This window comes from Oceaniferula spumae (genome assembly GCF_042849255.1).
Taxonomy (GTDB): Bacteria; Verrucomicrobiota; Verrucomicrobiia; order Verrucomicrobiales; family Akkermansiaceae; genus Oceaniferula; species Oceaniferula spumae.
In genome coordinates this window covers 542,768-568,734 of sequence record NZ_AP026866.1, presented here as the reverse complement: position 1 = coordinate 568,734, position 25,967 = coordinate 542,768, and the positions used below count along the sequence as shown (strand labels likewise).

The 25,967-nt window shown below is 51.8% G+C and carries 18 protein-coding genes; 12 read left to right on the top strand and 6 right to left on the bottom strand.

Annotation, left to right across the window (positions count from 1 at the left end):
* Positions 1-45: 45 nt before the first annotated feature.
* Entirely contained in the window at positions 46-1,344 is a 1,299-nt protein-coding gene (locus ACSPJT_RS02485) for a Gfo/Idh/MocA family oxidoreductase (protein WP_435894790.1), read from the top strand.
* Between the two features lie 256 nt (positions 1,345-1,600).
* Here the strand turns inward: ACSPJT_RS02485 and ftsY are convergent, their stop codons facing one another.
* Positions 1,601-2,491: a signal recognition particle-docking protein FtsY gene (gene ftsY, locus ACSPJT_RS02480; protein ID WP_435894789.1), complete on the bottom strand. Its 891-nt coding sequence runs from the start codon at positions 2,489-2,491 to the stop codon at positions 1,601-1,603.
* 57 nt (positions 2,492-2,548) lie between these two features.
* On the opposite strand from ftsY, the gene ACSPJT_RS02475 reads away from it, so the two are divergent.
* From ACSPJT_RS02475 to ACSPJT_RS02440, 8 genes are all read left to right on the top strand, one after another.
* The gene (locus ACSPJT_RS02475; protein ID WP_435894788.1) at positions 2,549-3,289 is read left to right on the top strand and encodes an endonuclease/exonuclease/phosphatase family protein; all 741 of its coding nucleotides are present in this window, start codon (positions 2,549-2,551) and stop codon (positions 3,287-3,289) included.
* 50 nt (positions 3,290-3,339) lie between these two features.
* Positions 3,340-6,468 (top strand): alpha-mannosidase, encoded by a 3,129-nt coding sequence (locus tag ACSPJT_RS02470; protein ID WP_435894787.1) that lies wholly within the window; start codon positions 3,340-3,342, stop codon positions 6,466-6,468.
* 439 nt (positions 6,469-6,907) lie between these two features.
* Positions 6,908-10,333: a hypothetical protein gene (locus ACSPJT_RS02465; RefSeq protein WP_435894786.1), complete on the top strand. Its 3,426-nt coding sequence runs from the start codon at positions 6,908-6,910 to the stop codon at positions 10,331-10,333.
* Between the two features lies 1 nt (position 10,334).
* Positions 10,335-11,135: a hypothetical protein gene (locus tag ACSPJT_RS02460; protein WP_435894785.1), complete on the top strand. Its 801-nt coding sequence runs from the start codon at positions 10,335-10,337 to the stop codon at positions 11,133-11,135.
* A 91-nt stretch (positions 11,136-11,226) separates the two neighbouring features.
* A complete protein-coding gene (locus ACSPJT_RS02455; protein WP_435894784.1) occupies positions 11,227-11,778 on the top strand; it encodes a sigma-70 family RNA polymerase sigma factor in 552 nt (183 codons plus the stop codon).
* Complete coding sequence (locus tag ACSPJT_RS02450) at positions 11,775-13,367, top strand: LamG-like jellyroll fold domain-containing protein (RefSeq protein WP_435894783.1); 1,593 nt, start codon at positions 11,775-11,777, stop codon at positions 13,365-13,367. The genes ACSPJT_RS02455 and ACSPJT_RS02450 overlap by 4 nt, the downstream gene beginning before the upstream one ends.
* Positions 13,368-13,434: 67 nt before the next feature.
* On the top strand, positions 13,435-14,286 hold the full coding sequence (locus ACSPJT_RS02445) for a PEP-CTERM sorting domain-containing protein (protein WP_435894782.1): 852 nt from the start codon (positions 13,435-13,437) through the stop codon (positions 14,284-14,286).
* 138 nt (positions 14,287-14,424) lie between these two features.
* Positions 14,425-15,186 carry a PEP-CTERM sorting domain-containing protein gene (locus ACSPJT_RS02440; RefSeq protein ID WP_435894781.1) on the top strand — a complete coding sequence of 254 codons (762 nt, stop codon included), beginning with the start codon at positions 14,425-14,427 and terminating at the stop codon, positions 15,184-15,186.
* 68 nt (positions 15,187-15,254) lie between these two features.
* On the opposite strand, the gene ACSPJT_RS02435 is transcribed toward ACSPJT_RS02440, so the two are convergent.
* From ACSPJT_RS02435 to hemG, 3 genes are all read right to left on the bottom strand, one after another.
* Positions 15,255-16,805 carry a tetratricopeptide repeat-containing sulfotransferase family protein gene (locus tag ACSPJT_RS02435; protein WP_435894780.1) on the bottom strand — a complete coding sequence of 517 codons (1,551 nt, stop codon included), beginning with the start codon at positions 16,803-16,805 and terminating at the stop codon, positions 15,255-15,257.
* Between the two features lie 120 nt (positions 16,806-16,925).
* The gene (locus ACSPJT_RS02430; RefSeq protein ID WP_435896170.1) at positions 16,926-19,043 is read right to left on the bottom strand and encodes a sodium:solute symporter family protein; all 2,118 of its coding nucleotides are present in this window, start codon (positions 19,041-19,043) and stop codon (positions 16,926-16,928) included.
* A 143-nt stretch (positions 19,044-19,186) separates the two neighbouring features.
* On the bottom strand, positions 19,187-20,578 hold the full coding sequence (hemG, locus tag ACSPJT_RS02425) for a protoporphyrinogen oxidase (RefSeq protein ID WP_435894779.1): 1,392 nt from the start codon (positions 20,576-20,578) through the stop codon (positions 19,187-19,189).
* Between the two features lie 253 nt (positions 20,579-20,831).
* Here hemG and ACSPJT_RS02420 point away from each other — a divergent pair, with 253 nt between their 5' ends.
* Positions 20,832-22,952 (top strand): hypothetical protein, encoded by a 2,121-nt coding sequence (locus ACSPJT_RS02420; RefSeq protein ID WP_435894778.1) that lies wholly within the window; start codon positions 20,832-20,834, stop codon positions 22,950-22,952.
* A 2-nt stretch (positions 22,953-22,954) separates the two neighbouring features.
* On the opposite strand, the gene ACSPJT_RS02415 is transcribed toward ACSPJT_RS02420, so the two are convergent.
* Positions 22,955-23,230, bottom strand: a complete 276-nt coding sequence (locus ACSPJT_RS02415) for a hypothetical protein (protein ID WP_435894777.1) — start codon at positions 23,228-23,230, stop codon at positions 22,955-22,957.
* Between the two features lie 90 nt (positions 23,231-23,320).
* Here ACSPJT_RS02415 and ACSPJT_RS02410 point away from each other — a divergent pair, with 90 nt between their 5' ends.
* Positions 23,321-23,632, top strand: a complete 312-nt coding sequence (locus tag ACSPJT_RS02410) for a glutaredoxin family protein (RefSeq protein WP_435894776.1) — start codon at positions 23,321-23,323, stop codon at positions 23,630-23,632.
* 74 nt (positions 23,633-23,706) lie between these two features.
* Here the strand turns inward: ACSPJT_RS02410 and rlmN are convergent, their stop codons facing one another.
* Entirely contained in the window at positions 23,707-24,816 is a 1,110-nt protein-coding gene (gene rlmN, locus ACSPJT_RS02405; protein WP_435894775.1) for a 23S rRNA (adenine(2503)-C(2))-methyltransferase RlmN, read from the bottom strand.
* Between the two features lie 172 nt (positions 24,817-24,988).
* Here rlmN and cysK point away from each other — a divergent pair, with 172 nt between their 5' ends.
* Positions 24,989-25,954, top strand: a complete 966-nt coding sequence (gene cysK / locus ACSPJT_RS02400; protein ID WP_435894774.1) for a cysteine synthase A — start codon at positions 24,989-24,991, stop codon at positions 25,952-25,954.
* Positions 25,955-25,967: the final 13 nt, after the last annotated feature.

Sequence of the window (25,967 nt, the reverse complement as noted above, 5' to 3'; positions counted from 1 at the left end):
CCCCAATCTGAAATATTATCGGCCTGTAATCGTATTCACAACCTTATGCCTGAAAGCTTGCTTCCCAAACACAATCGTCGCGCCGCTCTTAAGGGCCTCGCCGCACTCGCCACAGTCCAGATTCTGCCACGCAATATCGCACTCGGCGGGCCGGACGCCCCAAGTAACCAACTGACCCGCGCCATCATCGGCTGCGGCGGCATTTCCAAATACCACCTGCCCATGCCGGGCCGATTGCTAGCCCTGTGTGATGTCGACAGTAAGCACCTCGCTGCCCGAATGAAGCAAGTGCATGGCAAGGGCAACAAAGACTGCAAAGGCTACAGTGACTTCCGCGAAATTCTCGCCCGCAAAGACATCGACATCATCCACACCGCCACCCCTCCGCACTGGCACGCTTACCAAGCGATCGCCGCCGCCAAAGCTGGCAAGCACGTTTGGGGCGAAAAACCCATGTCGCGCACCATCGGCGAGGGCATTGCCATGAAAAAAGCCATCGCAGACGCTGGCGTCGCCTTCCGTCTCAACACCTGGTTCCGCTTCAAAGACAGATTCTACGGCTCAGGCGTGACCGCTCGCGAAGTCAGAAAAGCCGTCGCAGGCGGCCTGCTCGGTAACGGCCCGCTCAAAGTAACCCTCTCCGGCATCACCGGATTCAACTGGAAATTCAACTGGGTCGGTAAAACCGGACTCAAACCCCAGCAGGTGCCTGAGAACCTCGACTACGACTTCTGGCTTGGGCCAGCACCGATGAAACCCTACAACCCGCACCGCGTCCACAAAACCTTCCGAGGTTACTGGGACTACGATGGCGGTGGCCTCGGTGACATGGGCCAGCACTACCTGGATCCAGTTCAGTATATCCTCGGCAAGGACGAGGAACTGCCTGTCTCCGTGGAAATCGATGCCGACCCACAGGACCAAGACGCCGTGGGCAAGTGGCGTCGCATCACCTATAAGTATGCTGATGGCACCACCATCGTGCTAGATGGTATCAACAAGGACAAAAAAGCCGCCTTCATCGAAGGCTCCGAGGGCAAGATCTTCAAAGGCTTCAAATCGGACATCACCGGCTTCGCAGAAAAGGTCAAACAACTTCCCGAGCCACCCAAGCAAGTTACAGACTTCCACCAGGCCATTCGCGAGAAGAAGAAGTTCGCCCTCAACGAGATCAACGGCTTCGCTTCCTGCACTCTGGTGAACCTTGGCAAAATAGCCCACCGCACCAACGAGAACATCGTCTTCGATCCGAAGGCAATGAAGATCACCAACAGCGAGAAGGCCAACGCCCTGATCCATCAAGAGGACCGCGACAAGTGGGACCACAGAAAATTGATCGGCTAGAGTGCTGTTACCACGCTGCTTAGCCTATAACGTGACCCGTCGCCAACGATTCTCCAGACACTTGCTAACAGCACTGGTGTCCTTGGCGGCGGTATGTACTCGCTGCGCAGCTGGTCGCATTTTCCAAGTCACCTCGCACGGAAAATGGCAAGGGCCTGATCTATTTCTTAAATACCTGTGATCTGGACAGGGGGGGATTGGAAGTTCTAGCAGCTTTGGAGTACGGCGAGGTAACGCCGTACTCCAAATAATGACTCTATAAAATCCCGTCCACAAACTCCTCCTTGTTAAACACCTTAAATTGCTCCGGCTCTTCGCCGAGGCCGATGAAGCGTGTGGGGAGGTTGAGTTCCTTCTGGATCAACACCGCGACGCCGCCTTTTCCAGAGCCGTCGAGTTTGGTGACGATCATGCCGTCAAGTTCGATGGCTTTGTTAAACTCCTTCGCTTGGGCCAGTGCATTGCCGCCGGTAGTGGCGTCCACAACTAACAGTTTCAGATGTGGAGCACTGTCGTCCTGTTTGCTGATGGTGCGCTCGATCTTGCCGAGTTCTTGCATCAGGTTGTGACGGGTATGAATGCGGCCAGCGGTATCGCAGATCAGAAACTGGGCACCATCAGTGATGGCTTTCTGGTGGGCTGTATAACAGACCGACGCTGGATCGGCATTATGCGCGCCTTTGACCACGGGGATATCGAGACGGTCACCCCATCGGCCGAGCTGTTCCACGGCGGCGGCACGGAAGGTGTCTGCCGCCGCGAGCATGACTGAATGACCTTGTTGTTTGAGTAAATAAGCGAGTTTGGCTGACGAGGTGGTCTTGCCGGTGCCGTTGACGCCGACTACGAGAATAACCGTCGGTTTTCCATCGCTACGAGGTGTGATCGGAGCCACATCGTCTTGCAGAATCTTGGCAATGTGTTGTTTGCAGACATCGATGACATCGTCTCCAGAGACTTTCCGCCCCATGGCTTGCAAGTCATCAATGATGTCCATGGATGTGCGCGCACCAAGGTCCGCACCGATGAGGTCGGCCTCGAGTTCATCCCAATCGATCTCTGCTGTATTAGTGACCTTGTTGAGAAGCTTTTTGAAAAATCCTGCCATGATGAAAGTGGTGCTGTTGGTGGGGTGGGGCTGCTGCATGTAGCGGTGACATGGTTTTTTCGCAAGACTTTTGCGCCTTCAGTCGTAGGGTTCCTCGTGCGAAGCATTCTATTTCTAATGATCCTCACCAGCTGTGCCTGGGCAGGGGAGTTGCGTGTTTTTTCCTACAACATCCACCATGGTGTCGGTCTGGACGGCAAACTGGATCTTAACAGGATCGCGGAAGTGATTAAAAAGCAGAAACCGGATCTCGTGGCTCTGCAAGAAGTCGATAAGGTCGTTCCCCGCAGTGGCAAGGTGGACCAGGCTGCTGTCCTCGCCAAACTTCTCGGCATGCATTACGCCTACGGTAAATGCATCGACCTCAATGGTGGGGAATACGGCAACGCGATTCTCTCAAAATACCCGATCCAAGACACCATGGTTCACAAACTGCCCGGACCAGGCGAGTCTCGTGCTGTGTTGGAGGCCATTATTCACATACATGGTAAGAAACTTTCCTTTGCGAGTGTGCATCTCGATTGGGAAAAGGACGAGACTCGGGTCGGTCAGGTGCAAGCGATGGAAAAAGTCATGTCGCTCCGCCAACACCCTGTGATCATGGCAGGAGATTTTAACGCCATTCCAGATTCTGACACCATGACTCACGTCAAGAGCACATGGAAAATCACAACCAAATCCGGTGCCGCTCTAACTTACCCTGCTGGTGATCCCAAAAAGGAAATTGATTACATCATTTACCGAGGCTTTGAAACAGCCAAGGCGAGTTGCTTGGTGCTGGATGAAGCTGTGGCATCAGACCACCGCCCATTGATCGGGGTGATCATTGTTCCTTGATTTGGTGCTTGTTGATCTGGTGGCGAACTCGCCAGAATCCTGCCGAATTTATGGAAAAGCTACCTCGCGTTTTTGAAGAAAGAATCCTAGTTGCATCGTGGCGGATTATTGAACCCTTGTTGCATGCTGAGAAAAGCCCGTTGAAGATCTCCGCGATGCGGGTCGGTGGTGAACCGATTACTTTCGACCAAGCGATTAACCGAGAGTTTACTCCCTTCAAAGAGGGCGATTTCTGGGGCTCAAAGTGGGACACGGTATGGTTTCATTTCACCGGCGAGGTGCCAGCCGACTGGGGTGGAAAACCTGTCGTCGCGTTGGTGAATCTTAGTTTCGAAGAGGGTGAGGGGTTTGGTCGAGAAGGTCTAGTCTATCAGGATGGCAAACCCACCATCGCTGTGAACAGGAATCGTCAGGCGATACCATTGTTAGACTCAGCCAAGGGCGGGGAAATGATTGATTTCTATGTCGAAGCAGCCGCCAACCCGGTAGCGCAAATGTTCTGGGGGGATGAGGACTTATTGCTCCCAGAATACGAAGGAGAGCCTTTGTTCCGACTCCGCGAGGCCAAGCTGGCGACATATAATCCAGATGCTTTTCAGCTCAAAATGGATTTCGAAGTCTGTCGGCAGGCGATGATGGAATTACCCGATAACGAGCCACGCAGAGGTCAACTCCTCCGAGCACTGAACAAGGCTTGTGACCTGCTCGATTTAGGCGATGCAAACTGTGTCGCCCCAGCCCGCGAAGCTCTGAAGGAGGTGATGTCCAAACGAAATGGGGACACCAATCATCAGATCACCGCAGTGGGACATGCGCACATCGACACCGCGTGGTGCTGGCCGCTGCGAGAAACGATCCGCAAGTGCGCGCGCACGTTCACGACGATGCTCCGCTACATGGAGAAGCATCCGGATTTCAAATTTGTCTGCTCCCAACCGCAACAATACGCCTGGATGAAGCAGCACTATCCGAGCATCTACGCAGATATCCAAACCGCCGTGAAACGGGGGCAGTGGGAGATCGTCGGGGGAATGTGGATTGAGGCCGACTGTAATATCTCATCCGGAGAGTCGCTTGTTAGGCAGCTCATTCATGGCAAGAACTACTATCACGAAGAGTTTGGCATTGAGGTCAAGGATCTCTGGCTGCCTGACGTATTCGGCTACGCTGCGGCCCTGCCACAAATCTTGCGCAAGTGTGATATTGACTGGTTCCTCACCCAGAAAATTTCCTGGAGTGATACCAACAAGTTTCCCCACCATACCTTCAACTGGGAAGGTCTCGATGGTACGGCCGTCTTCACTCATTTTCCACCGGTGGACACCTACAACTGTCAGCTTACCGCGAAGGAGTTGAAACACTCGGAACATAATTTCCAAGAAAACGATCGCGCCACGCAAGCCTTGGTTCCGTTTGGTAATGGTGACGGTGGTGGTGGCCCGACTCTGGAACACATCGAGTTGGCTCGTCGCTGGGAAGATTTCGAGGGAATGCCGAAGGTGAAAATGGGCAGTGTGTTAGATTTTTTCAAAATGGCTAAAAAGGACGCCGTCGATCCGCCAGTCTGGCGTGGAGAACTTTATCTGGAATTACACCGCGGCACGCTCACCAGTCAGGCATACACCAAATACATGAATCGGAAATGCGAGTTGTTACTCCGCGATGCCGAGTTCTTCCAGGTGATAGCTACGCAAATAAATCCAGGCGATTTGTTAGAGTCTGATCCTGTTACTGACCGACCTGTTTGGGACGTGCCTGCGCACATCAAAGAGAAAGATGGTGACATCACTGCGATGGCGATGGACCGAGCATGGAAAACGCTTCTTCTGAATCAGTTCCATGACATTATTCCCGGCTCATCGATCCACTGGGTCTATCAGGACTGTAGAATCGATTATCCGAACGTGGAAATGGTCGCCAAGACCGTGCGTGATGCTGCCGTTCAACGCATCGTAGACAAGATCAATGTTCCAGCTGGCACCAGCCTAGTTTTCAACACACTAGCACAGCAGCGTAATGAAGTCATCGAACTCGCAGATGGAAACCTTGCCTACGCCGAAGTGCCACAGTGTGGCTATAGCGCCGTAACATCGTCAGACTTACCAGCTAACATCGCGCCGGTGACACTCGCCGAGTCTGGTGACGGATTCCGTATCTCCAATGGCCTGTTAGTGATTGAGTTGGACTCTCGCGGAACACTTACCTCGGTGGTGGACCTAGCAAACAACCGTGAAGTGATGTCTGGGCGGGGGAACTTGCTGCAGATTCACAAAGACTATCCTAACCGATGGAATGCCTGGGACGTGGATGTTTTCTACAAAGACCAAGTCGAGAATCTCGATGACGTCGCCGAGATCCAGGTTCTTGAAGAAGGACCGTTGCGAGTATCTCTGCGTGTGTCTCGCAGCTTCGGTGAGTCGAGATTTTCTCAGCGAATTGAACTCAATGCTGGCAGCCGAAGAATCGATTTCCACTGTGACGTCGACTGGCAGGAGCATGACCGACTCCTCAAGGTGGCGTTCCCAGTGGACATCAGCAGTCTGCGAGCGAGCTACGAAATCCAATACGGTCACGTAGAGCGCAGCACCCACGACAACACCAGCTGGGATGTCGCAAAATTCGAGGTGCCAGTCCACAAGTGGGCTGACCTTTCGGAAAGTGACTACGGAGTGGCACTGCTCAATGACTGCAAATACGCCGCTGATATTCGTGGCAACATCATGCGCCTGACTCTTCTCAAAGCCGCTAACGCTCCAGACCCCCAAGCTGACCGTGGCATGCATACCTTCAGCTATGCGATCCTACCTCACGCCGGTAGCTTACAGGAAGGAGGAGTCATCGAAGAAGCCTATGCCTTCAATGTGCCCCTACACGTGGTGTCGGCCAGCGGGAGTGGTGGAGATTTACCATCGGAGAAATCTTTCCTTAGCGTCGATCGACCAGGAGTCTTCCTCGAATCCCTCAAACCGGCTGAGAAATCTGATGCTTCCGTGGCCCGGTTCTACGAGGGCTACAACTCCCGAGGTCAGATTGAAATCACTTCAGATGTGCTGAAAGGTGATATTGAAGCAGTAAACTTTTTAGAAAAACCGGTCGAAATCTCCAATATTGATGTTTCAGATGGAAAAATATCTATGAAAATCAAACCTTTTGAAATCCACTCAATTGCTTGGAAATAAAGGGGTAGAGAGGTTATTAACTGCTAGATTGGAATTCATCATCGATGAAAATGTAAGAAAACCTGACTTTCTTTGAACGGATAGCGAAGTGGGGGGTCTATGTATAGCGAACACCGTAAGATGCGGGGTTCACAACCAAACAAGGGTGAACACAACAGTTGCAGTTGTCAGTCTCCAACACATTATCAGCGTGTAGGAATATACTGAAGAATCCAATGCCCCGGGAGTCCTCCAACTCCCGGGGCCTTTTTGTGCCCTTGCTGGAAAGTAAAATGTTAAGATTGGTATGTATAATGATGTTACTCAGTAGAGCATGCATTATCATTACGATTCGCGAATACTGAACCATAGCGGCCACGTTGAAAGGCAAGGTAGCCCTGGTTTTGCGCTGATAGCCACAATCAGCGTCATGGTATTGCTGGTAATGATCGCACTGGCCATGCTCACTCTTAGCACGATCGAGACTCGTTCCCAGCGAGGCAGCCTAGCCGAAGGTGAAGCACAGGCCAATGCCCGCATGGCGCTTATGATCGCATTAGGCGAACTGCAGAAAAACGTAGGGCCCGATCAACGCATCACGGCAAACTTCTCAGTTTTAGCCCACGACAGCGGCCAGCAACAGGTTTTAGGCGTTTGGAAAAGCATCGGCGACGGTCTCTCCGACAACGGTGATTTGGCGGCACTCGCCTCTGCTTACCAAAATAGCTATTCGAGTGAGGATCGCGATGGGAGATTTCTCAGATGGCTTGTATCAGGAAATATCCGTGAAGTTTCGGAGATCAGTTTTCCTGGAACATTATCCAGCCCAACAAGTCCCAAGAACTCAGTCAATCTTATCGGCCCTCGAACTTTAGGTGTCGATGACGATGACAATTTGACCGCAGAGCAACAACAGATGCTGGTATCTGCGAATTTGGTTCAAAATATGAACTCGCTTCAGCCGACCCAAACCGCTGGTGCGTATGCATGGATGATCGGTGGCGAAAATTTGAAAGCCAGAGTGGATTTCGATCATCCAGATCCATCCGACCGAGCGCAGCAGCTTGTTGACCGAGGTGCATCTCCGGGGACTAACCTAAAAGCTCTCAAGCCAGGTAACACGGCAGATGCCCCAGACCTGTCAGACAAATTCTTAGGCGCGGACGGAGGACTCTCAGCCACACTACGAAAAGCCATCACTTGGAACTCGTTGTCACTTGCATCTACTCAAGATGTGACCTCACGTCAGCTAGGATACTTTTATCACGATCTTTCCACTTGTTCAGCAGGCCTTCTAACCAATACCAAGTGGGGCGGCCTCCGCAAGGACCTCAGTCTGTTAACCGAGCAGGAAGAGTTACCCAGTTCCATGCAGCTCTCGGCCGATCAATCGGCGAATATTTTTGCTGAAGGGCCATTTTGGCATGATTTACGCACTTATATGCGTTCGTATAAACCCTTTGATGAGGGTGGACTCATTGAGTGGAAAGGCGATACCCCGCACTACACACTCGGCCCGAATTGGCTGGAGGTTGTGCGGCGGCGCGGCTGGCAGCATCGCATGCCTGTAGTCAGCAAGTGGCTCTGGGTTCTTTCCTACTTCGGGAAACCAGTATCGGACACTGAAAGTCAGCTATGCATGGTCGTGCAGCCGATCATGGAAGTGTGGAATCCCTTTAATCTGCCGCTTCAGATGCCTGCGGACTCTCATTTCGACTTTAAATTTTGGAGCTTTCCAATGAACCTCTTTGTCAAGGTGGCCGGTGGAGGAACACCTCTGGTCAACAGGGGGATTTTTTACCCTGTTAGGGAAAACGAATCTCATGGCGATCAAGGCATAGCAGCTCCTACCGTACGTTATGAGATCAACTTGAAAGATCAGTCAGGCAGTCCGGTTGCTATGCAGCCTGGTGAAGCTATGCTTTTCTCAGACGGTAGCAATAGTCCTCGCCTACCTAGCTCTAAAATTATCCCCTTAAGCAGAGGGCTTGAAATTCGTGGCGGCACTTACTCCTCTAACATCAATCATAACAGTGGGAAATTGAACCTGCCAAAGAATTCCGCTATCGAGGTTTATTACGGGCCGCGGAATGAATGGTTTTACAGCGATAACTATTTCGTGGGGCAAGGAGGCTACGCGAACGAGTGGGCCTATCAAGGTGATGTGATGACTCAGCGTTCGATGAACTCTACCTCATCCCATTTCAAACCTAACAATTCATATTTCTCGCTCTCAGGGACGAGTATCACGAACCCCCAACCCTCACTGATTGTTGGAGCCATTTTGAGAACCGAACACTCAATACCAGATCCAGCGGAAATGGGGGAGCTTACCAGTTCTGAGACAACTAGATTCTCACCCTATCTATTCAGCCCCCTAACCTTGGGGCAATGTGATGTTAGGGATAACGATCCATTCAAATTGGAGACCAATCCCTATGTCTTTTTTGCCCGTAGGGTTACAGACTTCGATGATGTGCATGTTGCTTTGGAAAATGACAACGGCCACTTAGGGAGATCTCATGGAGCTGAGGGGCAGACTCATGTGCCTCTACGTGAGATCCCCATTCAGCCTCTAACATCTTTAGCTCAGCTTCAACACGCAGGCTTGGGGCATTATGCGATTAAGTACGATTTCGAACCTAAAACAGCAGCTGAGCTGTCAGATACGAGTGATGCTTACGATACGAATAAACTCAAGCCATGGCACCTCAGATCACACCCGAATATCAACATGGCTTTTGGTAACTCCTTCGCCTCACCGTTCATTCCTCAGGGAAGCATGGAGGCGAATGGAATCTCTCCGCTGGGAGGAGGTAATGGTGGCCAAGCTGATTTCAATGTGACGCTTCACGATAAATCATGGAAGCTTAACGAAGTTCTTTGGGACGATTGGTTTATCAGTGGTGCAGGCGACTGGAACCATCCCTTGGTCGCCGATAAGCGTACACGAAATGAGGTCATCACTGATTTTACCGCAGGCATCAAACCGCTTCCTAACAAACGATACCAAGCCAATGTCCCGGATTCCACAACCGCAGCCAACGAACTCCAATCGTCTGACGGGTATCAAAAATTGGCGAGTTACATCAGCAGCAAAGGGGCCTTCAATGTGAATTCCACCTCCAAACACGCGTGGAAGGCCGTGCTCGGTGGGTTAGACCTCAGCACCAGGCCGCTGCAGTATTTCGATAAAACAGCCTCTACTTGGGAAAATGACCCTGCATCAGACGGGTATGCTTTTTCCCGTTTCACACTACCGAATGGTTCATCCGCAGAGGCCAATGGCGCTGGGGTTAATTACTGGCAGCAACGCTGGCTCGGCGCGCGCAAACTAACAGATGTCGAACTGGATACCTTGGCCGGGGAAATCGTGCAGCAAGTCAAGCTCCGCGGCCCATTTCTGAGCCTCGGCGAGTTCATCAACCGTCGTCTGGTTAACGATGACACGGGTCTGGAAGGCGCACTTCAGACCGCCATCCAAAATGCCGGCATCAATGCAGGGTTCGAAGCAGATTCGGTGCCGCTGAAGCCATCGAGTTTGCAAGCAAGCTATGCCAATTCGAAAGCCATCTCCGACGGACAGACAGGAAAGGGGGCTCCTGGTTACATCACTCAGGCCGATGTGCTCATGTCCATCGCTCCAGCCCTCACCGTGCGCTGTGACACCTTCACTATACGTGCATACGGAGAGGCTCATGATAAAAACGGTGATGTCATCGCCCGGGCATGGTGTGAAGCCATTGTCCAGCGTAGTCCCGAGTATGTCGACCCAAGCGATCCGCCATCCGCTGCATCCGGCACCGCCCTCAAGCCCACCAACCAAACCTTCGGCCGTAGATTCCACATCACCTCATTCCGCTGGCTTTCAAATGACGAAATCTAATATGCCACACCGCCTCACCATCATACGCATTGTTTCGCTCATCTTCCTGGTTTTGATTTCCAGCCATGGGGAAATTCCCGCCCAGGAAAAAGCGCCGATCCACAAGACCAAGTTGAGTGTGCTCTCTTTTGCCAACACAGGGGATCTCAGCGAACTCCGCTGGCTCAAGACAAACGGCGAGCTAGACGAGGGGGCCGATAGCAAAGTCCTGATTTCCTCATCTTCCATACTGCATCCGGTCGACTACTCCGGACCCAGAGTGATCACTCTTTGTGTCCCGAACCACGCAGCTAAAGTGGGCGCAAATGATGATGGGAAAAGCCACACTCCACTGGCCAAGGTAACACTTCCTATCAGTCAAAAAACCATTGTGCTGCTTTTGCCTCCGGTTAAAAACGCGGTATCAGGTCTGGCATACCGAGCCGTCGCTATCGATGCCGCTACTCCTGACTTCAAGAATGGTAGCCGCTACCTCTTTAATTTCACCCAACCCCCCATACGTGGAATCATGGGCGAGACTCCGTTTCAACCAGACGCCCCAAAAAACAAGCATTTCAGGATTGAAGGCGGAGGGAAAACGATCCTGACCGCGCTGGATTCCAGTGCCCCCGCACGCGAAGGCCGACAGATTTACATCGATTACCATGATGCCAGTACCAAGGAATGGAAACGCATGGTTTCCTCACGCTGGTTCCGCACACCCGGTAAGAGGAAGCTGGTCTTTTTTTACCTCGATGCCCGCTCACCCTCGCCGCGGATGAAGATCATCTCGGAAGCTGCGGCCCGACCGGATGAAAATTAGAGCCAATTCGAATTTATTTCGGAAATATGCCTCAGGGAGGTTAAGATTTGGCAGGAGCGGCTGTTAAGTAGCAGCAGGATATATTTTCCCCATGGAAGAACCCACAAGCAGCCCGCCATCAGCCGAATTTGTCAGTCTCTTGACTGAACACCAGGCGGACCTGTGGGCATACATCATCTCCCAGTTGCCTGGCAGCCCTGATGTCGGGGATATACTGCAAAAGACCAATCTCGCCCTGTGGACAAAACAATCCGACTTTGAGCACGGAACTAATTTCCGAGCATGGGCCTTTGCCGTGGCTCGCTTTGAGGTGCTTAACCACCTCAAAAAACACAAACGCGGTGGCTGGCTGGTTTTTAATGACGACCTGATCGATACCATCGCCTCTGAATCACCGGATGTCATCCCAGAGAGTTCAATCCGCCTGCGTCTTCTTGAGGAATGCATGCAAAAACTACGCCCAAACCACCGCGAGCTACTCAACCACCGCTACCAAACGAAAGACGGACTTGATAGCTACGCCCGGCAGAGTGGACGGAGCGTCTCATCCCTGTCAGTCACACTGCACCGTGTTCGTGCAAAACTGAGGGAATGCATCAATGACGGACTCGCTCGATCAGCTCAGAAAGGGGATGCGGTATGAACCAGCCACTCGAAAGCCGGATTCAGGCGATGCTTGACGGAACGATCACGGAAACAGAATTCCATCACCTCGAGGATGAACTGGCAGCCAATCCTGAAGCGCGCCAGATTTACTACGAATACGCGGCTCTTCACCAAGGGCTCGAATTCCGTCTGTCTCGCGCATCGAAGACCGCGAGTGGATTGGGATTAGCTGAATCCCGCCTTCTGCGTCAGCGCTCTCGTTCTCGACGTGTCGCGCTCATTTCCGCAGCCGCACTTGTCTTGATTTCTTTGATCACGATGCGGCTGTTTTTCACCCCGGAGGTAGTTGTCGATGATTCACTTTCGTTCGAAACAGCTCCCGGCACTCTGTTCACCCTCACTCACAATGAGGCCAACGAAAATCCAAAAGCCATGCAGATGGACATCGAATCCAGGCTGCAAATCAGCCAAGGCACGGTGGAGTTGAATTTTGCATCCGGCGTGAGTGCTATTATTCAAGGCCCGGCAGATATCACACTGCATGATCATGATCGGCTATACATGGGTTTTGGCACTGGGTGGTTTAACGTTCCCCAGAAAGCCATCGGCTTCACCGTCGTGACTCGTGAACTCAACATCGTCGATCTAGGCACTGAGTTCGGTGTTATTTCTGATCCTGGAAAAGACGATGAGGTTCATGTTTTCAAAGGAAAAGTCAGAGTGGAGGCGTTGCACGGTGTTAAAAAAGAAACTACCCTGACTGCCAACCAAGCCGTGCTGGTGCGTCCATACGGTCGGTTTCAGGTCGTCGATAACAATCCACCTGTTTTTCAGAAGACACTGCCGAAAACCTTGCCTCACATGCACTGGTCATTCGACAGTCGCGATGACCTGTTAGCTTCTAACACAATTATTACAGCTGCCAATCTTCACCACCAACTTCACAGCAGCAGTAAGCCATCTCAAGCCGATCTTACGAGCGGACCATTCGGTAAAGCCCTAGCTCTCGATGGTATCAGTAACTACTTGGAAACTGACTGGGCTGGTATCCTCGGCGATCGCCCACGCACAGTAGCATTTTGGCTGAAAATGCCCAACCGCCGCGCGCCGGAACTGATGCCTCATCAGCAACACACTGTGGTCGGCTGGGGTACTCAGCAGAGTGGGCATTCCAGCAACCTTTCCATCAACAGCAAATGGACCATCCACTTCGACTACGCTGAGAACAAACCGCCGATACTCAATATGAGCTACGGGGGATTCTGGTACTACACCCGTGAAACAGAGCTTGATGACAATGCCTGGCATCACGTTGCGGTGACTTACTCCGGTGAATCCGATCATGCTGGAAACCCGGTCACCCGCCTCTTCATCGATGGCCAAGCCCACAAAATTCATCCTGCCTCCCACCCTCCTGTCCGCACGCATGAAGATGGCCAGGTCATGATCGATACCATGGAGAAAACGCCATTGGTGATCGGTGCTACACTTTCTCGAGAAGGTCAGGAACTCATCGCCCCGAACCAATTTCTTCAGGCCAAGATTGATGAACTCTACATCATTGAGGGAGTCATCAATGAAGACTCAATTCGCCAGCTGATGACAAAAAACCAGCTGACACACTAAACAAATTTTCCGGAAGGCATAGGGTATTTACCGACTGGACATAACGAACCTAAAAACAAACAAACACATGAAATTAAAAACAATAACAACACTCGCTGTTGCAAGCCTTGGTATCAGTGCTGCGCAAGCGGCAACAGTGACTTGGCAAGGAGGAACAGGGAATTGGCTCGGTAATGCGAATTGGGACGTAGGAGGGGCTGCGAATCAGAACGTACCTGATCAGACAGCCAACGATGATAACATAGTTATCTCAACAGGAGACATCACCTACAATCCAGGAGGCGACTTAGGGCTTAACTGGGGAGGGTCTAACCTCACGCTTGCTGGGGGCTCAGTGACTCAGACGGTCACAAACTGGACGCGTTTTACAGGAAGTGGCACTTTTATGGTCAGCGGTGGAATTTTTACCACAAGCTCTACCAATGTTCAGTTCGGTGAATCTAGTGTGGATTCTGCTAGTTTGATCATCACTTCGGGTGCTTTCAATCACGTCGGCGCTGGTGAATTCAAAGTTCGAAATGGCAATACCGTTACCGTAGATGGTGGTTCCTTGTCCTCAAGATTCTTTAGCATTGGCGACTTTGGTGGATCAAATATCGATCTTCTGAGTGGCTCCATTAACCTCACGGATGGTTCCATCGGAAATAATGGCATTTTCACCTCAGGAGGAAGCGATAGCATCAATTTCTCCACAGGATCCACTGGCGTGTTTCACGTTGGGAACATCAATGTCGCAGACGCAACAGCGGCCTATTTGGCATCAGATAAAGTTCGTGTGAACGGTGATACAAATGATGCACTTCTGCAGGTCATCTCTGATGGCGCTGGCGGCGTCAATATCTCAGTCGTTCCTGAGCCGTCCTCCGCAGCCCTTCTCGGCCTAGGCGGACTGGCTCTCATCTTGCGTCGTCGTAAGTAAGCATCATCTCTACGACACGATTTCGTCCTCCAGTGTATCGAGGAAATACCTAACAACTTCGACCGATTATCCGGATGGCTTGGAGTTTGGTCAACCAACGGAAAACAAGCTCAACAAACCCAACAAACAAAGAATAATATGAAATTAAAAACAACTACAATGCTGGCTGTCACAAGCCTCGGCATCGGAGCTGCGCAAGCGGCGATCATTAGCGTCGATCTTGTCCAAATGGGCAATAATGGTCATGGTAATGCTGACATCACAGAACTTGCCGGCGTCGTCGAAGCTGGAGGCTGGGAAACAGCGGATCGCGACGGAGCAAGAAATGACACTAACTTATCAGCCCTCAGAGCTGATGACGGCGGCACATTGGTGACCACCTCAGCGACAATGACCATTGGAGCAGGTTTTGCCGGATATTTCACAGGCGCATCCGGTTTCAACACTGGCACTGCGCTATTCAACAACGACATGATGGATAGCTATGTTGAATTGGGCCTCGACACAGGAGGTACCATTAGCTTTACCAACTTGAATGCAAGTGTTGGAGCCGTCTACGATGTTTACGTCTACATGAACAGAAATTTTGGCAATACCGGAACTAAATCAGTGACCGTTGGTGGGACCACGAAATTTATCCAAGGGGAAGACGACACTGGTCCTTTCTCTGAGGCTAACTATGCAACTCAGGCCGCAGCAGATGCCAATCCTACTGAGGGTGGTAACTACATTTTGTTCAGCGGAGTCTCGACAGACAATCTTGACATCGTCTTCGGACACGTTGGTCCCAATGGCCGAGCTGGTATCAACGGGGTTCAGATCGTTGGCGTTCCTGAGCCGTCCTCCGCAGCCCTTCTCGGCCTCGGCGGACTCGCTCTCATCATGCGTCGTCGAAAGTAAACAGACACATTTATTGTATTCATCCCATCCAGTCCCACTTCGTGTGGGTTGGGTGGGATTTTTTTGGACTATGAATAGCCTAACACCTCAGCAGTTTCCTCCAAATTAGCTAAGTAGGGCTGAAGATGTTTTTCGTAGTTCTTCCACCTGCCTACGGCCCGCTGATAGACAGGCTTATTCACAGATTCATAGGTCGGAGAAATCACGCCTCTTTCTTGGAGATGTTCTCGATATTGATTCACCCCATCTTCCCAAGGAAGGTCAAGCCATCCGAGGATCCTTTGAGATTCCCTTGTAACATCCTTAACTGTGTCCTCATAGCGAGTTTCATACCAGCGATCTCCAGGGAGCAATTCCTTTAGTTTCGACCACCAACGGAGCTCACATACTGTTCTCTTCACAGTTTCTTCGAGATTATAAAAACAAGTGCTCACTGTGTTCTGCTGCATCCAACACATGAAGCAACTGACTACAATGTCTCGAGGATCCCTCAGGGCATAGAGGACATGTGTTCCTGGCAATAATCTTAACATGAAGGGGATGACCATCGTGCTGGATGGCACTTTATCGATCAGCACTCTGCCTCCCAGTTTTTCGTCGATAGCAGCTTCCATGTATCGACGGTAATTTTGTGCCTCCCGACGCAACATATTTCCCGGCAAGCTATCCAAAGATGCTCCATCAAAATCATCTTCTGAAATTTGATTAAAAAGTCGGGGAACGATATAGGTGGAAAATACACCCAGTTCTTCCGCAGAAATGATTTCCGAATGAGCATCCAGCACTTTTTCGATCAAGGTCGTTCCCGATCTTGGGCAGCCTGTGAGGATTACATTGGAATCTGTCCTTTCAGATCGGCCCGCCCAGTTCTCCATATTATCTGGCGTCAACGAATCGATAAATTGATCAAACCAGACTCGCTCCTGATACTCCCTAGCTAATAATCCGGGGGCTTCTGGGGACTTCTGGAGGATTTTCTTACTCTGCTGAATCTTGTCAAAAGCGGCATCGTAATCGCCTTCCAAATCCAGAACGTTAGCCCATTCATTCAGAGCCTGTGCCAAGATCAACTGATTTCCTGATCCACAGTAATCATGCATACTCCGGTAGATATCCTTTGCTTGATCAATATTACCCAAACGGCGAAGCAGCAGAGCTTTCAGTCTCAACCCCTCGGCGGCACCAGGCTGCATTTTCAAGAATCTTTCCAAAGACTCCAGCGCTTCATCGAGCTTGTGAGATCGCTCCTGAGCTAATGCGATACATAGATACGTTTCAGGACGCGCATTCCCACTATCAACAGCTTTATGTAAGGCAGTCATCGCCTCTTTCGGCCGAGATGCATCACGCCAGGCATCCGAAATCACGTGCAACGCGCCAGGATCGTTACCAGCTAATGAAGTCATGCGCTTGATATACTTCGTCGCAGTCTGAATTTCAAAATGCTGCCCAAATGCATAAGCTGCATCTTTTAGGGCCATCAAATTATAAGGATCACGCTTAGCGGCTCGCTCAAATAGCCTGAGAGATCGGCGATAATCTTTCGCCACCCAATTAGCCCGAGCCTCCTGCAGCTCTGGGGTGTCTTGATAGTAAGCGGTCTTGCGTGCCGAGCCCATGGACAATCTTATCTTTTATAGGTTGGCAGCTCAATCTAACTATCCACTGGTGCGCTAGCTGCTAGACAAAATAAAAAAGCCCGCGACCGGAGTCACGGACTTTTGAAATAAGAATCAATGTTACTCCGTCTTCAATTTCTTCCAAAGCGTGGTTACGATGAAGAAGCAGGCCACACTGATTGCCGTGTAAATCAGGGCTGGGGTGGTGTTGCTGTAGATCCATTCGCCGGTGGCAAACAGTGCTGTGTAAACAGCGGCGGAACCGAATAGTGTGCAGAGAATGCCGATTGGCACATCCCATGCTTCTCCGTCGCCAGAGAGGTCCACATTTTCCTTCTTGGCGTCGTTGACGATTTTTGCCCAACCGGGACCACCTGGGTGGACTTTCTTGTAGAAGCTGAAGAGCACGTCGTGTGATGTCGGTTTGGTGATCAGTGTGACAATGATCCAGACGGCGGTGGTGGTCAGGGCGGCGCCTAACATGATCTGCCACTCGTTGGCCTTCATGAATGCGGAGCCAACAAAGCCTTCCATAAAGAAGGTAGTGAACCCGGAAACCACGAGGGCTGAGATCATGGCGGTAATTTCCGAGATGGCACTGACTCTCCACCAGAACCAGCGGAGGATGTAAACAGGTCCGGTACCTGCACCAATCAGCAAAAGAAGACCAAACGCCTGGTTAGCATCCTTCAGAATCAAGCCGAGGCCTGAACCAAGGATGAGCATCGCGACGGTGGCGATACGGCCAACTGTGACCAGTGAGTGCGGCGAGGCGTCTTTGTTGACAAACCGAGCGTAAAAGTCGTTCACCAAGTATGAAGCACCGAGGTTCACCTGAGTGGACATGGTGGACATGAAGGCGGCAATCAGCGAAGCGGCAACCAAACCGATCAGGCCGGGAGGCAGCAGACGAAGCATGGTGGGGTAACCCAAATCTTGGCCAAGCTTGTCGAGTGAGACATCGTTAGCCAGATACATGTGAACCAGGCCTTCCTTGTCGACAGCGCTCGCCTGCTTGGAGGCGTCTTTGTATGCCTTTTCACCTTCATCGTAGGAATCTTTCATCCAGAGGTAGGCGAGAGCCTTGACCTCGATGGAATCGGGGTTCTCGTTGACGATGTTAGAAAGTCTGGTGGCCTCTTTGATTCTGGCAGCATTGCCAGCGGAGTCCTCATTCAGTTTGGTCAGCTCGGCAGTTAGTGAAGCCTGCATGTTGGTATAGGCATCAGGGCGTAGCTCGTCGTTGATGCGTTTGACCGTTGTCTCGTGAGGACGAAGGTGACCTTTCTCATAGTCCTGATCGATTTTCATCGGCACCATAATAATGGATGCCAAGGCAATGAGGATCCATGGCCAAGGACGCAAGGCGTAGTGTGCGACGTTGAAGAAGAAAGTCGCACCCATGGCGTTTTTCTCATCCTTGGCGGAGAGCATACGCTGAACGATATAACCACCGCCACCAGGCTCTGCGCCAGGGTAGTATGTGGCCCACCAGGTGACAGCGAGCGGCACCAGAAGAATGGGGATCCAGCTGCTGGGATCAGAGAAATTAGGGAAGAGTGAGGCTTTGTCGCCAATTTCAGGGTGATTCAGAATCGCTTGCACGGAGCCGATGGCTTCCAAATCAAGGATGAAGAACATCGCCCATACTGAACCGATCATCGCCAGAATGAACTGCACGAAGTCCGTCCAGATAACACCTTTCAAACCGCCCATGGATGAATAGGCAAGAGTTACCAGACCAGCGATCGTTAGAGTGACCCAACCATCGACCCCCATGACCAATTCACCGAACTTGACTACTGCGAGACTGACGGCACCCATGATGAGAACGTTAAATACCAGACCAAGGTAGAGGGAGCGGAAACCACGCAGGAAAGCAGCGGACTTGCCACTGAATCGCAGTTCATAAAATTCGACGTCCGTGAGGACTTCGGAACGTCTCCAAAGTTTGGCGAAGACGAATACGGTCAGCATTCCTGAAAGAAGAAATCCCCACCAGCCCCAGTTACCGGATACACCACTGTTCCGGACGAGACCTGCCACCAAGTTAGGAGTATCTGTGGAGAAAGTCGTAGCGACCATAGAGACACCTAACAACCACCATGGCATCGACCGGCCACCCAGAAAGAATTCGGAAGAGCTCTTGCCCGCGGATTTAGACGCCCAGACGCCGATTCCTAGGGAGACAGCAAAAAAGGCACCGATGATAGTCCAATCGATGCCCCCTAATTTCATTTCAGCTAAAATATGCATAAGTGTTGTTTCGTGGGTTCTGGTAAGATTTGGCGAAGCTAGTGAATCGCCTTTGATTAGACAACGTCAAAACAGGAGTGTTTTCAGTGACTGAGGGTCAATTTTAGCGACCAGTAGAGCGCCTATTATTCCGCAGGATTATTGGTGGCCAGTCGTTTGCCGAGACTGAGTCCATTCAGAATGCAATCAGGGACGGAAATCCCACCCCGATAGTTGCCGGCAAAATACAGACCGACATGACTATTTTCGCAGGCCTCCAGTGCTTCCAGCGCATTCTGATAGTCGAGGCCATACTGAGGAATGGCTTTGTCCCAAGTGATACGATGTTTGAAAACAGGTTCACCGTGAACACCTAGGAGTCGATCCAGTTCACCGAGCACTACTTCCTCCGAGTTCTCAGCTCGGTCAGGATGCAAACTGCCGCCCATCATGCAGGTGAGGGTGACATGGTCTTCGGGCGCTCGACCCTCGAACATACTGGAGGAAAAGAGAACACCTAACAGCGGACTGTTTTCATCTTCCTTGATCAACATTCCGAAGCCATCCAGCTGGTGTTCGATATCTTCGCGTCGAAAGCCTAACACCAGGCTGGACACCGGCGGTGCTTCAATTTCGGTAACAGGAGCAAGCTCACTGAGAATTTTAGCGGGTAGGGGGAGTTCATGCAGTCGGTGGTGCGGGACTGCGATCACCAGACGGGCATATTCTGCTGTGTAGGTATGACCTGAAGCATCTGCCCAAGATAACTCCCACCCATCCTGCAGAGGCCGGATGGCGGTCACTCGGGTCTTCAGATGCAGTGTGCCGTCTGGCAAATGGTCCGCGATGGCCTGGGGCAGGGCCGCCATGCCGGATCGAAAAGAGACCATCTGGGGAATTACGGTGGAGTTGGGGCTATGTTTGTTAGCCGAGCGAGCAGCAATGGCTCCCAAGAGAAGCGAGCGGTGATCATTTTCTACCTGCCACAACCTGGGGAAAGCATGGCGCACCGAGAGTTTGTCTGGATCACCCGCATAAATACCACTGACAAAAGGACCGGCGGCACTGTGGAGGATTCCCTTGCCAAGACGGCGACGAATGAAATCTCCGAAACTTTCCTCATCGTCCCCAGAGTAGCGAGGGAGGAGAGGTTCGAGGAGCAGCCTCAGCTTTCCTCCCAGCGATAGCAGTGGACTGCGCAACAGTCCAAATGGGTGCGAAGGCAACGCTACCAGTCGTCCCTCGTGTACGATGTAGCGTTTGTGCGCTTCTGGGAGAGCTGTGATTTGTTCATTGCCGATGCTATCGGTGCCGAGACCGATTTGATCGAAGAGTTCTGAAATGCGGCGGTCTTTGACTAACAGGCTATTAGGTCCGTGTTCAGCTAGCCAGTCACCATCGCGGGTGCTCTGCAAGGCTCCTCCAATATTGCTGCCTGATTCAAAAACGTGACATCGTTGTCCCGACTCACTCAGCGAGTGAGCAGCGCAGAGGCCTGTGATGCCGGCTCCAAGAATGGCGGTTTGCGGTGATTGCACTCGCGTAAAGAAGCAAGGGCGGGGGGATTTGGCGAACCTTTTTGAGGCACAAGGGAATCCGATCAAATTAGAAGGTTTCTCGAACTCAAATTTTTTTACAAAAACAGCCTCGGCTACAGGCTGTGAATCCTGTTTATTTTGATAAAACCCCAACGATGGTTTTAATATTTGGAAAAGTTAACATTCCACATTGACACACAGGTTCAGGAAATGCTAAAAAAGCGGGGCCTGCTTCACCCTTATATTTTACACGATGACATTGACTAACTCACTGAACGGATTTGATGGCGCTCAAGAACTACTGATCAAATTAGTCGAGCAAAGCCCTGAGGAATGGGAGACAAGAAAGCGTGTAGTGCAGGTGTTGTATGATGCTGGTTGTTATCGTGATGCATCTAAATTGATATGGAATGCTCCGGAGATTCCTCCTGTCACAGAAGAGATGGTTTTCACCGCTCGCATCGTGGCCAAAGGTCAACCTGAGCGGGCTGTTCGGTTACTTTCTACGGTGGTCGAGAGGAACGTAGGTTGCCCAGAGGAGAATATGGCAATTGCCAAGGAGTTGATGAAGAACGGCTTGGTTCTGCAGGCTCTCCGTTTCTACGGAGCTGCGACGGCCGATGATATCTCTCTGATCGACGAGGATTTCGAGTTGGCATTGGTGAAAACTGATTGCAGTGAAGATACTTGGCGAGATGTGGTGGAAGGTGAAGATTTCCCATGGCAAGGCCCGCAGGAACTCAGCATCTCCGATATGATGGACGAGCATGGTGATGGTGAAGTTTCCGCTGCGGAAATTCTACTCAGCAGTGTGACCCAGAGGGTTCCCTTGAAAGCTCCAGTCAAAAGTCAACCAGCTCCTCAGCCCGAAGCGGCTAAGACGGAAGAAATGCGTGCAGTGGAATCAGCTGGTGTAGCTGGGCAGGCTGCGCTGAGCGAAGCCAAGGCAGCGGTGAACTCCTCGACGTCTATGCTTTCTCCTGCTGCGGAAGCTCTGGTGAAGCAAATGTCAAATACCGGGCAAGTGGGTGCTGCAAGCGCTCCCGTAAAACAGTCCAGCGAATCCAATGGGGATGATTCATTCTCCTCGTTAGTGAACTTTTTCAAGCACAAGGAAGAGCAGCAAACAGCAAATCCTGAAGTGCCGCGTTCAAAAATCCCTGAGCCGATTGTAGCTCCACAAGTGCAGGTGCAGACTAACGTGCATTCGGACATTCCTCCTGCACCGTCCACACCATTGTTACAAAATTACAAACCAGCGCCCACCAGAGCCTTGAAGCAGATTGTCCCCGAGGTTGTTGTCGCTGAAAAGGTCGCTCCTCACGAAGCGCCCGCGCCGGAGCCAACACCATCTGCACAAGATGAACAGGCCGACAGCGTAGCCGCCTTCTTCAAAAGTTCCGATGAGGCTAGTGTGAAGTCTAATGAGGCTCCTCAAGTCAACAGCGTTGCCAATACTGAAGTCAGCCAGCAAGCGCCGGCTACCTCGCTGGCATCCGAGCCAGCTGCGCCAGTCAACGGACAAAGTTCTCCGGCAGTCCAACCTGCGCCGCAAGCCGCAGCAGACGACCTTAGAGATTCCGTCGCCAGTGCACTGGCCGAGCGTGAGGCCAATGTGGCTGAGCCTAAAGAAGGCGGAGTGCTTTCCTCGTGCAAAAGCTTATTCGGATTCTTCAAATCAAAGAAAAACAAATCACAGAATGCCGCTGTTGAAAGTGCGGAGCCAGAGGCTGACTCCTTAGTGATGCCTCAGGCAGAACCTGCTGCTTCTCAGGCGCCAGCCTTCCAAGCGCAGCCACCTGCCCAAACTGAAGCCCCGCCTCAACAGAATGCGGCGGTATCATCTCCAGCCTCGACACCGACTGCTGCGCCTCAGCCTCCGGCTAGCCAGCCAGCCGCTGTCCAAGAGCCTGCTCCACAGAGCCAGGCACCTATTGCGACAACTGTGCTTCGTAAGCCCGAGCAAGATCAGTATGAACCGCCTAGAGAACTGGACGGTCGTACACAGTTAGTGGCTCTGGCTCCACAGGACGGATCTGCATTTTTCGATCAGCTTCTGGCTAAATACAACGCTCTTCCAGCAGGCACGGATTCTCAGGCCGCCATGGTGGCTCGTGATATGGCGAACGTCGATTATCTTCAGCTGATCAGGAGTGCCTGTCAGAAGGACCTCGATGCGTTCTCTAAACTCCTGGGTCTGCACCGGGTGATGACTGAGGGTGACTGCTCAGACTGGGTGGCTGACATGGACCTGCTTCGTAAAGGGTATGGCGATGCTGTGCTTGCGACTGTGGTTTCCAAATACAGCGTGACCGAGTGTCGTGAGATCTTGGGTGCTGTCTATCAGCGTCCACGTGCTCAGCAGGCCGTCTAGTTTCAGAGGGCGACGTAGTTGAGTCGACAAGTGCCGTCCGTTCCCGGCTCGATGCTTTTGAGCGCAAATTGTTGGGATTGATCTAGGAGCTCCGTGTTCATGCTTAGCAAGGTTTCCGCGTCTTTGCCGCCGACGAGAGTGGAGCCGTGAATCACGACAGTTAGCGTGGCCCCAGATTTCATCACAGGAGTGGTGTGCTCAAACGGGCCAGACAGCGATGTGATAAGTTTGCCATCAGCAGAAATATGCTTGATGGGTGAGTCAGGAACATCGGTCATATCCGTGGTTTATCTGGCGTGTTGGTGAAATTCAAGTTGCAAAGCCCGCCTGAATGGAGTCCTTTCACGGCAACCAACTATCTAATTTCTATGAGTGCAACCAATCCTGAAATCGTCTGTTATCTGAAAACCTTCTGCGGCTGGAGCGAAGGCGTCCGTGCCATCATGCGCAAGTATGATCTCGGTTTTGAAGAGAAGGACATCATCAAGAACCCTGCGTTTCGATGGGAAATGGAGCAAAAAAGCGGCCAGCCCCTCAGCCCCTGTGTGACGGTCAACGGCAACATGCTCGCCGATATCTCGGGTGACGAGGTGGAGCAGTATCTCGTCGAAAATAATTTTGTGACCAAAATCGAGGAGCCGGCTGATGCTCCCACGGATAGCAGCTGTCCGGATCATTAATCTCCAGCAATGGGGGCTCGTAAAATGAGCGATTGAGCCGACTGCTCACCTGAACTTAGGCGGCGGTCGGCGGCTTATCTGCCCGCCTTTACCGGAGCCTTGATGATGCCTTCGGCAGTTTCCTTTTTCAGCCTCAACTGACCACAGGCAGCATTGATGTCGTGGCCTTTTTCCAGACGCAGAGTTGTGTTGATTCCTGCGTCAGCCACGATGTCGCGGAAGGCGTAGCAGACCTCCTCTGAAGGGCGGACCCACTCAAGTCCTTCGACTGTGTTATAGGGAATCAGGTTCACTTTGGCGTTGATGCCTTTTGCCCGCTTGGCGAGGATGGCAGCCTGCTCCATTGAGTCGTTAACTCCTTGGATAAGAATGTATTCAAGGGAGATTTTCTGCTTTTTGTGTGATCGCCAATAATGCAGGGAATCGAAAAGTTCCTTGATCTGCCATTTCTTGTTCACGGGCATGATCAGGTCGCGCACATCATCGGTGGCACCGTGCAGGGAAATGGCGAGTCGGATCGGTACGGGGAACTCGGCGAGCTTCTTGATCGCCGGTGCCAAGCCTGAGGTGGAGACGGTGATGTGGCGAGCGCCGATGTTAAGGCCCCAATGGCCGGTGATGATTTCCAAGGCTTTGATCAGGTTCTTGATGTTTGCCAACGGCTCACCCATGCCCATGAACACGATGTTGTTGATTTTTTCTCCGGTGAGTTTTTCAACCATCATCATTTGTCCGACAATTTCCGCCGCCGTCAGGTTGCGGGTGAAACCAGCCAAACCAGAGGCACAGAATTTGCAACCGTAGGCGCATCCAACTTGTGAAGAAACGCAGATTGTTTTCCGGTCAGATTGTTTGCCCTTGAGCCCTTTCGATGCCGGAATAAAGACGGTTTCGACGTAGCGACCATCGTGTAATCTGAAGAGAAACTTGCGAGTGGTATCAGCCGATCCCTTGGTTTCCACATGAGACATATCGTTGATGTGGAATTCACTGGCCAGACCTTCACGCATCTGGGCTGGGAGATTGGTCATCTCTTCGATGTCTTCGACGCGTTGTTGATAGAGCCATTCCAGCACCTGTTTCGCACGATAGGGTTTCTGCCCAGTGCTAACAATATATGCCTCGAGGTCCTCCTTGCTGAGGCCTCTTAGTGAAGTGGTGGCTGTTTTTTCGGTCGCTGACACGGGTGGCTTTTAGCATGATTTTGGAGAAAGGCACGGATTTTTAGTGAGTGCGTTCGAGCTCATTTCAATGATGACGAAGACTGCTGGGAATGATGCTTGAATCATCAATGGAAATGGCGAAGCTAGTCCTAAAGCAAGCATTTGCCACTATTCATCTATCTATTCAAATACCATGAGCAACATAGCAAACAACCTCGTCGACACAGTCGGTAAAACGCCACTGGTGAAACTCAATCACGTCACCAAAGGCCTTGACGCTGAAATCCTCGTCAAATGTGAATTTTTCAATCCTTTGTTCAGTGTGAAAGACCGGATTGGTCGTTCCATGATCGAAGCTGCGGAAAAAGACGGCAGTCTGAAACCAGGCGGCACCATTGTGGAGCCTACATCGGGTAACACTGGCATCGCACTCGCATTTGTGGCTCGGGCAAAAGGTTATCGCTGCATCCTGACCATGCCTGAGACCATGTCGATGGAACGTCGCGTGCTACTCCGCATGCTTGGTGCGGAAATCGTACTGACCCCCGGACCGAAGGGCATGGGCGGAGCAATCGCGAAGGCGAAGCAAATTGTCGAAGAACTCGGCGAAGGCGCATTTGGTCCCAGCCAGTTTGACAACCCTGCCAACCCGGAAGCACACCGCACCACCACAGCCGAGGAAATCTGGGCTGATACAGACGGTAAGATCGATGCATTTGTCGCCGGTGTCGGCACCGGAGGAACCATCACTGGTGTTTCCGAGGTGCTCAAGTCACGCTGCGATATGAAATCTGTGGCGGTCGAGCCAGTTGACAGCCCTGTGATCTCCGGCGGGCAACCTGGACCTCACAAAATTCAGGGAATCGGTGCTGGATTCATTCCCGGCAACCTCAACGTCGACATTCTCGATGAAGTCATCCAAGTGAGCAATGAAGACGCATTTGCCATGGCGCAAAACGTCGCTCAGAACGAAGGCCTGCCAGTGGGTATCTCCACAGGAGCTAATATCTGGGCAGCTATCCAGCTGGCGAAGCGCCCTGAATTTGCCGGTAAACGCATCGTGACGGTCGGCTGCAGTAGCACTGAACGATATCTCAGCACCCCTCTTGCCGAGAAGGTCAAGGAAGAGGTCAGCAATCTCCAAGTCTCTGAAATTTAACCGGACGAAATAG

Coding starts and splice junctions, on each gene's coding strand:
- ACSPJT_RS02485 (WP_435894790.1), top strand. CDS start 46: ATGCCTGAAAGCTTGCTTCCCAAACACAATCGTCGCGCCGCTCTTAAG.
- ftsY (WP_435894789.1), bottom strand. CDS start 2,491: ATGCAGCAGCCCCACCCCACCAACAGCACCACTTTCATCATGGCAGGA.
- ACSPJT_RS02470 (WP_435894787.1), top strand. CDS start 3,340: ATGGAAAAGCTACCTCGCGTTTTTGAAGAAAGAATCCTAGTTGCATCG.
- ACSPJT_RS02465 (WP_435894786.1), top strand. CDS start 6,908: ATGCTCACTCTTAGCACGATCGAGACTCGTTCCCAGCGAGGCAGCCTA.
- ACSPJT_RS02460 (WP_435894785.1), top strand. CDS start 10,335: ATGCCACACCGCCTCACCATCATACGCATTGTTTCGCTCATCTTCCTG.
- ACSPJT_RS02455 (WP_435894784.1), top strand. CDS start 11,227: ATGGAAGAACCCACAAGCAGCCCGCCATCAGCCGAATTTGTCAGTCTC.
- ACSPJT_RS02450 (WP_435894783.1), top strand. CDS start 11,775: ATGAACCAGCCACTCGAAAGCCGGATTCAGGCGATGCTTGACGGAACG.
- ACSPJT_RS02445 (WP_435894782.1), top strand. CDS start 13,435: ATGAAATTAAAAACAATAACAACACTCGCTGTTGCAAGCCTTGGTATC.
- ACSPJT_RS02440 (WP_435894781.1), top strand. CDS start 14,425: ATGAAATTAAAAACAACTACAATGCTGGCTGTCACAAGCCTCGGCATC.
- ACSPJT_RS02435 (WP_435894780.1), bottom strand. CDS start 16,805: ATGGGCTCGGCACGCAAGACCGCTTACTATCAAGACACCCCAGAGCTG.
- ACSPJT_RS02430 (WP_435896170.1), bottom strand. CDS start 19,043: ATGAAATTAGGGGGCATCGATTGGACTATCATCGGTGCCTTTTTTGCT.
- ACSPJT_RS02420 (WP_435894778.1), top strand. CDS start 20,832: ATGACATTGACTAACTCACTGAACGGATTTGATGGCGCTCAAGAACTA.
- ACSPJT_RS02415 (WP_435894777.1), bottom strand. CDS start 23,230: ATGACCGATGTTCCTGACTCACCCATCAAGCATATTTCTGCTGATGGC.
- ACSPJT_RS02410 (WP_435894776.1), top strand. CDS start 23,321: ATGAGTGCAACCAATCCTGAAATCGTCTGTTATCTGAAAACCTTCTGC.
- cysK (WP_435894774.1), top strand. CDS start 24,989: ATGAGCAACATAGCAAACAACCTCGTCGACACAGTCGGTAAAACGCCA.